The organism is Streptomyces roseus (genome assembly GCF_001044425.1).
Taxonomy (GTDB): Bacteria; Actinomycetota; Actinomycetes; order Streptomycetales; family Streptomycetaceae; genus Streptomyces; species Streptomyces roseus.
The window spans coordinates 46,090-57,452 of the sequence record NZ_LFML01000157.1; the positions used below are offsets into that span (position 1 = coordinate 46,090).

An 11,363-nucleotide genomic window follows, 5' to 3' on the forward strand; every position below is an offset into this window, starting at 1 on the left:
GACCCGGCTCCAGGTCGCACATCCCGGTGGCCCCTACGGTCGACGCCCGCCGACCCGGCCGAGGGCCCGTGCGGAGCCGAACCCGTCGCGGCGCGGGGCGGGAGAGCCGGTCGAGTCGTGTGACCTCGAGTGTGTCGCCGCGTCCTCAACTGCTCCCGGCTGCCGCGTTCCTGCGCCGCCGCCAGTTCCCCCACCGGCTCTGTGTCCGTGGGGTGGACATGGCCGGCGCTGTCTCCAGCGCGTTGCGGGTGCTCAAGGTATGAGGGTGCTCGACGCCCAGGACGCGAGCGCGGTCATCGAGGGTTCGGCGCAGCAGGTCCATCGCCTCGGCCTGCTCACCTGCACGGGTCAGAGCGAGAGCGAGGTTGTGGCGACTGGCGAGGGTGTCGGGGTGCTCGGGGCTCAGGATGCGGGTGCGGTCCTCCAGGTTCTGCCGCAGCAGGCGCACTGCTTGTGCGTGCTCGCCCATCCCGTCCAGGGCGAGCCCGAGGCTGTCCCGGCTGGCCAGGGTGTGCGGATGCTCGTCGCCCAGAATGCGGGCGTGGTCGTTGAGCGCCCGGCGCAGCAGCTGTTCCGCTTCCATCTGCTCACCCGCCCTGGTCAGGGCGCCGGCGAGGTTGTGCCGGCTGAGCAGGGTGAGGGGGTGCTCGGGGCCCAGGACACGGATGCGGTCGGCAAGGGTGCGCCGGTGCATGCGTACTGCTTGTGCGTGCTCGCCCATCCCGTCCAGTGCGAGACCGAGGCTGTCCCGGCTGGCCAGGGTATGCGGATGCTCGGGACCCAGGACGCGGCTGCGGTCGTTGAGGGTCTGCCGCAGCAGACCCAGGGCCTCGGCATGCTCACCCGTCCCGTCCAGAGCGCAGGCGAGGTCGTTGCGGCTGGTCAAGGTATCGGGGTGCACGGGGCCCAGGATTCGGGTGCGGTCCTCCAGGATCTGCCGGAGCAGGCGTATTGCCTCAGCCGGCTCTCCCATTCCGAACAGGGCATTGCCCAGGTCATTGCGGCTGGTCAAGGTGTCGGGGTGCTCGGGGCCCAGCATGCGGGTCTCGACGTCGAGGACCCGTTCGTGCAGCAGGCGCGCCGCACCGAAAGCGCCGGCCTCCTGCAGCACCTGCGCCAGGTCGTTGAGAGTGGTGCGGTGGTGTGGGGCAGTGCGCGGGTCCGCACAGTCGAGCAGCAGCGGCAGGTGGGGGGCGAGGAGCACGGCTGCGGGCCAACCAGCGCGCCCGCGCTGCTCGGCCTCGTGCACGGCCGTGGTCAGCCGCTCCGCAAGGGCCTGGTGCCACACGGCGAGATCGGAGGTCTCGGCCGTGAGGGCGACAGCGTTGATCTCTCGGATCAGGGGATGCAGCACCACCTGCGCCTCCTCACCGCTGCCCGACGCCGGGCTAATGCTGCCGGGGGAGTGGGGCAGGCCGAGGAGACCGTAGCGGTGCAGGCCGGCGAACGCTGCATCCAGGGCCACCGCGGTGACGTCGTGTCCGGTGACGACGGACAGCAGGTCCGGGGTGATCAGGGACAGGGGGACGGGGGCCTGAGCCAGCAGGGCCAGCAGTCGCAACACGGGGCGGGCCAAAGCGTTGCCCTCCCCGGCGAGCTGATCCAAGGAAACCTCCCAGGTGTGCCGCACCACGGCGCGGGCGAACTGCGGGCGGGAGGCATTCGGGTGCGCCGCTCCCCACAAGAACCCCGGTTCCACTTCCAGGGCATCGCGGTAGGCGGCAAAGGTGCGGTAGCGGCTGGTGGGTCCGGCCAGATAGGCGCCGGCCGCGTGCAACGCGAGTGGCAGCCCGCCCAGTCGCGCCGCCAGCTCCCGGGCCTGCTCGGCGGTGCCGGCTGCGGGGGCAGCATCCAGCAGGACCTCCCCCGCGGGCCGCACCGGCAGCGGCTCCAGCGGCAGCAGCCGTGCGCACGGACCCCAGGTCTGCTGGCTGCCATCCCGGCTGGTCACCACCAGCAGGCCCCGACCGCCAGGACGGATCCAGCCGCGATAGTCGGCCACCGGCTCCCCTGCCGGGCCGATCTCCTGCGGCTCGTCGGCGTTGTCCACCACCAGCAGCCACTTCCGTACTCGGCCCAACTGTCGCCAGACCACATCCGGCAGGCTCGCCTGCCCCGCTCGCGCGGCCTCCAGCTCCGCCTCCGGAAGGCCGCAGGCCAGCGCCACCTGCACCATCTGCTGCGCCAGCTCGGCACCGTCGCGCCAGCGCACCCAGAACACCTGCCGGCCCGCCGCCTCGGCCTGGGCGGCCAGTCGCGCGGCCACCGTTGTCTTGCCCATCCCGCCGGCCGCACACAGCACCGCGAACCGGCCTTGTGGCCGGTCGAGCATGCCTGCCAGCACGGCGAGTTCGCCCTCACGCCCGCGCACACGCTCAACATACGGGGGGCGTAACGAAGCCTGCCGGCCCCGGGCCAGGCGGCTCACCGGTGCCGGCCGCGCCGGGGGCCCCGCCGCGGTATCCAGATGCCGGCCCCACAGCAACAGCCCGGTGCCGACCGCCACCAGCACGGCGAACACCGGCCAGATCACCCACGCCTGCGCCGCCCAGCCAGGCACCGCGTCACTGGCGTAGTTGGTCACCGGCCCCAGCACAGCCGCGACCACTGCGGCTGCTCCCGCTACCGCCGACCCGGCCCTCCCAAACCGACGACGCCCCATGGTCTGCCACCCCCGTCCACCGACATGTTCCCGCCTGCATCACGTCCATGGAAGGTTGCGGGTGGCCACGACGGGGTCGGCGGTGTTGCTCCGTTCAGCGGCCGGATGCCGAGCCTGCTGCTGCAACCGCACCATCCGCTGTTTGGCACGGCCCGTGCGCAAGGACAGGCAACAGGACGAGTCGCGGTCGGCAGGCCTACGCGAGAGTGCCGGAGCATCACCTCGCAGACCCGTGTCGGGGACCCGTGGCCGGTGGCACGTGCCGTGCCGGGCGGTGCTCACAGCGGCCCGGACCAGCGCTGCCGGATTGCCGTGATCCCGGGTCAGGTTCACTTTGAGCACCGGCATGTCAGTCCGCTGTGAGGCCTGGCGGATTCCCCTGGCGCAACCCGTGGGCAGCAGCACCCATGCCTGCGTGTGGGATACCGCTCTCGTGGCCCCACCTTCGAAGTCCACCGGGGTCTCCTCGGAAGACCAGGTCAGTTCAGGTCCTCGGTGGCCCGGAGGCGGCGCAGGGCCAGGATCAGATTGCCGCTGGCGAACGTCGCGAGCGCGGCGACGCCCCACAGGGCCGCCGCGACACCGGCCCGGTCCAGTACGGCGCCCGCGGCCAGGAAGCCCGCAGGCCCGGCCAGGGTGCTGATCGTGACCACGGCCTGCAACACCTTGGGGCCGAAGCCGTCCGGCAACCGGGCGGAGAGCAGGCCCATCAGCGGCGCGTTCGCCAGGGGCGCAGCGGCCGATGACAGGCCGACGGCGACGACGAGCGCGCTGACCGGCATGGGCACCAGGAGCGTCCACAGGGGCAGAGCGACGCAGACCAGGGCCGTACAGGCGAGTCGTACGGGGGCGACCCGTGCCGCCAGCACATAGGCGGCCACCGAGCCCACCAGGCCACCGGCGCCATAGGCGGCGACCAGCAGGCCGCCGGCCCTGGCGTTCCCCTCGAACCGGGTGAACGCCAGCACCGGCATGGTGATCATCTGGGTTCGCAGCATCAGCCCGAACACCACGGTGGACAGCATCGCCCGGCTCAGGAACCAGTCGCCGCACAGATGCCGCACCCCCGCCCACAGGCCGCGGGGCCCGGTCGCGGCCCCTCCGGACCCGCCACTCCCTGCCGGGACGCGGCGCAGCAGCAGCAATCCGGAGAAGGCGAACGAGGCCGCGTCCAGCCATATCACCGATGTGGTCCCCACCAGCGGGATCAGCGCGCCCGCGAGCGCTGGTCCAACGAACGCAGATCCGTTCGTCACACCTGCCAGCGCGCTGTTGGCGCGGGCCAGAGAGCGGGCGTGCGGGCTCAGCAGTTCCATCGCCAGCACCCGCTGTGCCGCGTGGTACGGAACGGCCAGCGCCCCGAGCGTCACGACGATTGCCATGAGGACGGCCAGATCGAGCGCGCCCAGGTGCTGCAGCAGCGGGATCAGCGCCACCACCGGAGCGCGGGCGAGATCGGAGATGACCATGGTCCGGCGGGCGCCCAGGCGCTGGATGACCTCTCCGCCCGCGAAGCCGAGCAGCGCCATGGGCAGCACCTGGCCGGCGAAGACCAGGCCCGCCCGGGTGGCCGAGCCGGTGGTCTCCAGCACCAGCCAGGGCAGCGCGAGCATGGTCATCTGGGTGCCCAACGCCGTCACCGCGCCCGCGACGTAGACCGCCGTCAGCGCACGGTCCGGCCTGCCACCCGGTGCGCCTTTCGGCGCTCCGGCGGGTGGGACGGGGGCTGTGCCGGGCTGGGTCGCCGCGATCGTCATCGGGTCGCCTCCTTCTCCTCGGTGGGTCCGGGCCATGTGGTCGCCCCCGCACCCTGTCGCCCGCCCACCGTCCGGTGCCAGGGAAGAACCGGCAGTGGTCACTGTCGGTGCCGCTGCGCTTTCTTCCCTGCCGCGCAGCCGGCCCGTCCGGCAGTGTGATGGACGTCGGAGGCCACCACAGCCAAGGCCACCGGCGGCGGAAGCGGACACCGACGAAGGGAGGGATGGCGATGAGCGGCGGTATCGGAACTGCGGTGCACGTCCCGTCCTTCGCCGTCGGCGACGGCCGGCGAGCGGTCGAGACCCGGTACGTGGACGGTCTCCCGCAGATCGTGGCCTGGGACCTGACGACAGATCAGCGCCGCCAGGCGACCACCGCGCCGCTGGGTGTGGAGACCGCCGCCATCGAGCCGGACGGCCGCGGCCTGTGGTGGTTCGACTCCGCTCCCGGCGGTCAAGGCCGTTGGCTGCGCGGGCCGTTCGAGGGCGGGCACCCGCGCCCGGCGCTCGACGGCGTACCCGCCGGGCGGATGCACGGCCTGGCCTTCGACCCCCGCAGCGGCCTCGCCGCCGTCGGCGTCGGGGTCGCGGACGGCACGCGGTACTACCTCGGCCGACCGGACGAGCGCGCCCGCCTGGTGGCCGAAGAGCCAGGCTATGCGGCAGTGGTGGGCCTGGCCCCCGGCGGCCGGCTGCTGGCCACCGCGGGGTACCCGGCCGGACCGGCCGCGGTCCGGCTGTGGTCACCGGCCTCCGGCGTCCTCGTGGACGCCCTCCCCGGCGCAGCGGGGGACGGCGACGGCGGCGCGGTGTGGGCGCTGGGCTTCCGCCCGGACCTCACCACCGCACGGCCGGAACTGCTGCTCGTCCTCGAACGCGCGGGCCGCTACACCCTGGCCTTCTGGCGGCAGGGCGAGGGGATCCGTACGCATGGCCCCGGCTCCGCCCTCGACTTCGATACGGAGATCACCGCCTGCTGGTACGGGCCCGGCCGCACGGCGCTGGTCCAGCAGGACCGGGCGGGACGCAGTCGCCTGCTCCGCGCCGACCTCGACCGAGGTACGACGACGGTGCTTCCCACGCCCGAGGGCACGATCATCGACTTCTCCTGCGCACCCGACCGTACGGTCCACTTCCTGTGGAGCCGCGACGGCGAACCGCCCCGGCCACTGATCTGCCACCCGGAACCCCCGGAACGTCCCGACAACTCCGGCCGTTCCGGCCACTCCGGCCGCTCCACGACGGCGTCACGCGGCACGGCGCCCGGCGGAACGACCGGATCCGGGCGTCGCGAGCTGTGGACACGTCGGCCGTACGGGCAGATCCACAGCTTTGTCGCCACCCCGCCCGGCCGCAGCGCGGACCACCGCCCCTGGCCGACGGTCTTCCTCGTCCACGGCGGGCCCCACACCCACGACCGGGACGCCTATGACGGCCGGACCGAGGCCCTGGTCCGGGCCGGATTCGCCGTGGTGCGCACCAACTACCGCGGCTCGACGGGCTACGGCCCCCGCTGGCGTGACGACTTCGGCCACCGGGTCGGCCTCGCCCAGCTCGAAGACCTCGCCGCGGTGCGCGGCCACCTCATCGACGCGGGAGTCGCGGAGCCCGGCCGTACCGGCCTGTGCGGCTACTCCTGGGGCGGCTACCTGACGCTGCTGGCGATGGGCGTCCAGCCCCGGCTGTGGGACGTGGGGCTGGCCGTTGCCCCGGTGGCCGACTACACGGCGGCGTACCGGGCGACGACGCCGGCGCTGCGAGAGGTCGACGACCGCCTCTTCGGCGGCACCCCCGAGCAGGTGCCGCACCGCTATCGCGCGGCCTGCCCGATGACCTATGTGGGCCGCGTGCGCGGCCCGCTCTTCCTCGCCGCCTCGGCGGACGACGAGAAGTGCCCTCCGGAACAGATCGAACGCTACCTCGCCGCGCTGCGGCGCCACGACGTCCCGCATCGCGTCCGGTGGCTCGACGGCGGACACGACGTGGGCCGTGACCCGGCCGGCTATGCCGCCGCCTGGTCCGCCATGGTGCGCTACGCCGACGACGCGCTGCGCGCCTCCCCCAGAACCGCCGACCCCCGCGACAGCGGGCGGACCGGCTCGCACCACCCCGTCCACCACATCGAAGAAACCGAAGAAAGGTCAACACCATGAAGCGTCACGGACTGCGCGTCGACCCCATCAGCGCCACCGAGCGGGAGCGCGGGCTCATCATTCACCCGGACACCCAGGCCGCCCTGGACAAGGCGGTCCCGGTCCGCCCGAACGACCCGGCGCCGGCCTGCACCACCCGCACGAAGAAGGACACGGAGAAGAAGTCCCCTCTGCAGTGAGCCCCATCAGCGCCGCAGCGGGGTGCCACGCACGGCACCCCGCCGCGGCGCCGGCCGCGCCGGTGAGCACAGGAGAACATCATGACCACAGCTACGGCAGCACCCCGGACGAACAGTCCCCGGCCGCATAAGCACCGGCCGGACACGCCCGAGACGACGACGGAACCGCGCCGGAACCCGCCGACGTTCCTCAGCGACCCGTACCCGACCCTGGCCAGGATGCGGGAATCGGCGCCGGTCTCCGTGCTGCACGGCGACGGCGGCCTGCGGCTGTGGATCATCCCGCGCTACGCCGATGTCCGGGCCGCGCTCTCCGACCCCCGCTTCGCGCAGGATGCGCGGCGCGCCCAGGCCCTGGCCGACAGCCGGGTCGAGGGCGTCAACATGGGCACCGACATCACCCATATGCTCAGCAGCGATCCGCCCGACCACACCCGCCTGCGCCGCGTGGTCCAGGCGGCGTTCAGCCGCAAGCGGGTCGAGGCGATGCGGCCGATGGTCGAGCGCATCACCCTCGAACTCCTCGACGGGCTGGACGCGGCAGCCGCGCGCCACACGACCCGCACCACCACCGCCGCGGTGGACCTGGTACGTGACTTCGCCTTCCCGCTGCCGATCCTCGTCGTCTGCGAACTGCTCGGCTTCCCGCCCGAGGACCGCGACCTCTACCGGAAGTGGTCGACCACCATCGTCACCCAGGAGGGCGACCACGCGGCGTTCCGCCGAGCCGTCCAGGAGATGGGCGCGTACGTCCTGGCCATCGCCGACCGCCGCATCCGCCGCGATGAGCGTCCCGCCGATCTGCTCACGGAGCTGCTGGCGGCCCGCGAGCGCGGGGAGCTGACGGACGACGAGATCGTGGGCATGGTCGCCCTGCTGCTGATCGGCGGGCACGAGACCACCGTGAACCTGCTGAGCACCTCCTGCCTCGCGCTGCTGCGCGAGCCCGGCCAGGCCGCCTGGCTGCGCGCCGATCCCACCCGGATGCCCGGGGCCGTCGAGGAGTTCCTGCGCTACGACTCTCCCATCTGTATGGCCACCACCCGCTTCACCACCGAGCCGGTGGACGTCGGCGGGGTGGTGATCCCGCAGGACGAGTTCGTGCTGCTGTCCCTCGGCGCGGCCAACCGCGACCCGGCGCGCTTCCAGGACCCCGACCGCCTCATCCTCGACCGCCGGGACGCCGGCCATCTCGCCTTCGGCGGTGGCATCCACCGCTGCCTCGGGGCCCTGCTCGGCAAGCTGGAGACCGAGATCGCGCTTACCGCGCTCCTCGCCCGCTTCCCCGGAACGACCCTGGCCTGCCAGGAGGGCGACCTGCGCTGGCGCAACACGATGATGCTGCGCGGCTTGGAGGCACTGCCCGTAACCCTGCACCGCTGACCCCCGCTCTCGGCGTCGCCGCCCGGGCCGGGTCGGCCAAGGAGAACGGGACACGGGGTGCGCAAGGTGGAACCGCGCCAGACGCACGTCAGGCGAACGGCCGCCGAGCGACGCCGACCCGCCGATCAGGCCCCCGCCCGGGACCCCACATCCCTCACCCACCCGACCGGCGCCACCACTCACCTGGAGTGGACGGTCGAGGGCCGACTATCGATCGCGGCCGGCTCCGCCTGCTCACCACCGGGGCCGCGGCTACCAGGTCGCGAAAGGCGTGCGCTGCGCCACCGCGGGAGCGGCCCGCCGCAGGGCCGCCCCGAAATCACGGGCCAAACCCGTGAGGAGCTCCAGCGCTTCCGAACGTGAGAGGACCTCCCGATCGGGATCCGGACGCCACGCCGTGCCCGAGGCGCATCGGATCTCCGTCGTCTCCTTCGCGGGCACGAAGGTCAGGCGGCGCTCGATCCCCTGCCCGTAGAGGTCGATCTCGGCGGGGCTGCCGGAGCGCAGGGCGTCGATCGCCGCGGGGAGCTGCTCGATCACCGAGGAGAGATCGTACGAGATGTCGACCGGCCACTCCTCCTGGCCGAACCCCGAGACGATGAACCGGGCGTCGGTGTCGGAAAGCAGCTGGCACGCGTCCATGGCCAGCGACTCGTAGTCCTCGGAGAGTTCGACGTCCAGCAGATCGGCCGGCAGTTCCGCCGAAGGAGGCGTGAGGGACATCCGCATGTGTGTTTCCACCGTCATTTCACCATGGGGAATGCTGTTTTGTAGGTTCCGTCGGGTTTCGGGACCATGCGGACGTGCGTCGGTCACCTCGATCTGCAGGCCGGCCCGGTCGCAGCGGATGAGGGTGACGTGACCGAGGGCGTCCCGCGTCGCGACGAGATGGCCGGAGTCGTCGTACGCGAAGTGCGTCGTGGCTCCGGAGGGGTCGGTGACGGAAGTGCGGTCCGGGTACCCGTAGCGCAGGAGCTCCTGGATGCCTCCGTCCGGCGCCGCGCCGGCGTCCCACCACTGGTTTCGCTCGGCGGGGTTTTTATCCCGTGGGATGCCTTTGCCGAGGTACGTGGCGGCGGTGGAGCGGACGTCGGAGGTGTCCCGGAAGACGTCTTTCAGCGTGGACTCGGTGACATCAAGGCCCTTCTCTGCCTTCAGGCCGCTGAGGGTCTTGGCGTACCGGGAATCTATCTCATGGGCAGACCGCATGGCCCGGGCGATGCGGTCGGCCACATCCTGTGCCTTGGCCGCGTTAGGGTTCAGTGGCTTGAAGCCCGAGTAGCCAGGGTAGAGCGGCGACCGCCCCTGCGCGCCGAGGCCGGCGGTTCCAGCGCGAGGCGGGAGCTGCCCTGGACCGTGCTGCCGGGGCCTCCTTCTTCGCCCCGGTCAGGTCCGCAACCTCGGTGGCCGGGTAGCTGACCGAACCGTCCTCGTGGACGGTGAAGTTCAGGGCGGCGGCGTCCGCGAGGGCCTGCTTCAACAGGTTCTGGGGCTCGGCGAGATCACTGGCGAGCCCATTGAGGGCGGTACGGATGAGCCCACATTCGGTGTGCAGGTACTGGAAGTTGCGGCTCAGGCGCTGAAGCTTGCCGAGGGCCGCGGCCGCCGAATCGCTCTTCTGGGTCTCGCGGAGCTTCGCGGACATCGCGCTGTCAACCCGTGCCCGGTCGGGTCCGAGCGGTTCGAGACCTCGTGCCACTTGTCTCCCGCCTCCGTGAACTCGGAGGTCTTGAGGTCGCGCGGTTGCTGCCAGGTGAAGGTGCCGGTCATCGCTGTCCCTTGAAGGAAGTCTCGATGGCGGTGTCCGTCTCACCCATCTCCTTGGCGACCGTCAGCAAGGTCCCCTTGAGCTGCTTGCACTCGTCCCGCACCGCCTGAAGGCGTTCATCCCAGGACGTCAGCACGCTCTTGAGGGCCGCGACGGAGCTGAGCCCCGCGGCTCCCGCCTCGATGCCCTCGTGGCCAGGGCCGAGCGCAGCGCGGCTGGGTTCCGTGCTGGTGCGCAGGTCGCCGGCGGTGCCGGAGGCGCTGGTCCAGGGGCCATGACTGTGCTCAAGGCCTCCGGCCCCACCCCCGCCGCTCCCTGAGTCGGGGGCCGCTGAGGCGAGCCTCATCGCGGGCCCGCCGTCAGCTGCTGCGAACAGCTCCTGCCAGCGCTCCGAATAGGACACGCTTTCCCCCGTCTACGCGTGACTTCAGCTTCCGCGCCCAGAGAGACTAACTCAGGTACCGCGTGACCAGCGGCGATGCCCACCGCATCCCGAACTGGACAGCCGCTTCACCCACCGGTTGCCCGTGTGGCTATGACAGGTCAGTGATGTAGCGCTCGGGTCGGTGTGCTGGTCTGGGTGTGTTCAGGCTGGTTGGCGGGTGCGGGCTGCCGCTGTCTGCCGTGTTGGTCGGGGCTGCCCGATGGGAGGACCTGCGGGTTGCCCGGCTGGGGTGGTGGCCCTGGTTTTTGCGGAGATGTAACGGTCCGTCCAATGGTCGTGGTGCGCCTGGCCGGGTATCGGGGGCGCTGCAGGCTTCGAGGGCGGGGTCGAGGTCGCGGAACGGTTGACGCCCCGGCGCCACACCAGCCTGCCGGTGACGCGTCGCCGTCGGCGCCCCGGAAGCGGCTCCGGTCGCGCCGCTGTGGACGCTGTGCGCGCGGTGGGGCCGGTGCAGGGCCGGCCCTCGACGGCGGCCGAACCCAGGCAGATCCCGATCCCGGCCGCACAGGTTTCACAGCAACGGCGAGCCCCCGAACCGGCCACTCCCAAGCCGAAATGAAGGGAAAGGTTCCGGCCGAGAACCGCAGGCCCCGAATTACCGCATCGAGCCTTGACCACTGCCCCGCCGGGCGCGCCCTGACCTCCGGCCGGTCCCAGATTTTGTCTGATTCCAGTACGAATGTCGAACAGTTTCACGGGCATGGCCGGCGCCGTCTGGAAGCGTATGTGGCTCTGGTGGCTGTTGGGGCCGCCTTCCTGTGGGGGGAAATAGATGGTTTCGCGTGCCTCCGGCACGTCGCTTCGACGTGCCGGTTTTCGATCCGGCTACCCGTTGACGGCCGCCCTGGTCGTGCTGGCCCTCGGGTCCTCGGCGCTGCCCGCCTTCGCGGTTCCCGTCGCCGAGCCGGCCCCCGCCTCCTCGGCGTGGGGCAAGAAGGCCGACGCCCTGGACGTCCCACCCGTCAAGGTGGGGGAGAACAAGCCGGTCGCCAACGTGCCGGAAGCACAACCGTCCG

Annotated in this window: 8 protein-coding genes; 3 read left to right on the forward strand and 5 right to left on the reverse strand. The window is 72.0% G+C overall.

Annotation, left to right across the window (positions count from 1 at the left end; genetic code table 11):
- Positions 1–145: 145 nt before the first annotated feature.
- Positions 146–2,584 carry an FxSxx-COOH system tetratricopeptide repeat protein gene (fxsT, locus tag ACS04_RS32155; protein ID WP_158977747.1) on the reverse strand — a complete coding sequence of 813 codons (2,439 nt, stop codon included), beginning with the start codon at positions 2,582–2,584 and terminating at the stop codon, positions 146–148.
- 557 nt (positions 2,585–3,141) lie between these two features.
- A complete protein-coding gene (locus ACS04_RS32160) occupies positions 3,142–4,419 on the reverse strand; it encodes an MFS transporter (RefSeq protein ID WP_048480385.1) in 1,278 nt (425 codons plus the stop codon).
- 230 nt (positions 4,420–4,649) lie between these two features.
- Between ACS04_RS32160 and ACS04_RS32165 the strand changes: the two genes are divergently transcribed.
- From ACS04_RS32165 to ACS04_RS32175, 3 genes are all read left to right on the forward strand, one after another.
- A complete protein-coding gene (locus ACS04_RS32165; RefSeq protein ID WP_048480409.1) occupies positions 4,650–6,572 on the forward strand; it encodes an alpha/beta hydrolase family protein in 1,923 nt (640 codons plus the stop codon).
- Complete coding sequence (locus tag ACS04_RS32170; protein WP_030873678.1) at positions 6,569–6,751, forward strand: hypothetical protein; 183 nt, start codon at positions 6,569–6,571, stop codon at positions 6,749–6,751. The genes ACS04_RS32165 and ACS04_RS32170 overlap by 4 nt, the downstream gene beginning before the upstream one ends.
- 81 nt (positions 6,752–6,832) lie before the next feature.
- Positions 6,833–8,134, forward strand: a complete 1,302-nt coding sequence (locus tag ACS04_RS32175) for a cytochrome P450 family protein (RefSeq protein WP_078865575.1) — start codon at positions 6,833–6,835, stop codon at positions 8,132–8,134.
- Between the two features lie 252 nt (positions 8,135–8,386).
- Here ACS04_RS32175 and ACS04_RS39075 read toward each other — a convergent pair whose 3' ends face one another.
- From ACS04_RS39075 to ACS04_RS32190, 3 genes are all read right to left on the reverse strand, one after another.
- Complete coding sequence (locus tag ACS04_RS39075; RefSeq protein ID WP_245236656.1) at positions 8,387–9,343, reverse strand: RHS repeat domain-containing protein; 957 nt, start codon at positions 9,341–9,343, stop codon at positions 8,387–8,389.
- A gap of 43 nt (positions 9,344–9,386) precedes the next feature.
- Positions 9,387–9,779 carry a hypothetical protein gene (locus tag ACS04_RS38765; RefSeq protein ID WP_167352615.1) on the reverse strand — a complete coding sequence of 131 codons (393 nt, stop codon included), beginning with the start codon at positions 9,777–9,779 and terminating at the stop codon, positions 9,387–9,389.
- 121 nt (positions 9,780–9,900) lie between these two features.
- Entirely contained in the window at positions 9,901–10,305 is a 405-nt protein-coding gene (locus ACS04_RS32190) for a hypothetical protein (RefSeq protein ID WP_048480386.1), read from the reverse strand.
- Positions 10,306–11,363: the final 1,058 nt, after the last annotated feature.

Bases quoted from the DNA above. Each gene is read 5' to 3' on its own strand.
- ACS04_RS32160 (WP_048480385.1), bottom strand. From the start codon at position 4,419: ATGACGATCGCGGCGACCCAGCCCGGCACAGCCCCCGTCCCACCCGCC.
- ACS04_RS32165 (WP_048480409.1), top strand. From the start codon at position 4,650: ATGAGCGGCGGTATCGGAACTGCGGTGCACGTCCCGTCCTTCGCCGTC.
- ACS04_RS32170 (WP_030873678.1), top strand. From the start codon at position 6,569: ATGAAGCGTCACGGACTGCGCGTCGACCCCATCAGCGCCACCGAGCGG.
- ACS04_RS32175 (WP_078865575.1), top strand. From the start codon at position 6,833: ATGACCACAGCTACGGCAGCACCCCGGACGAACAGTCCCCGGCCGCAT.
- ACS04_RS39075 (WP_245236656.1), bottom strand. From the start codon at position 9,343: ATGCGGTCTGCCCATGAGATAGATTCCCGGTACGCCAAGACCCTCAGC.
- ACS04_RS38765 (WP_167352615.1), bottom strand. From the start codon at position 9,779: ATGTCCGCGAAGCTCCGCGAGACCCAGAAGAGCGATTCGGCGGCCGCG.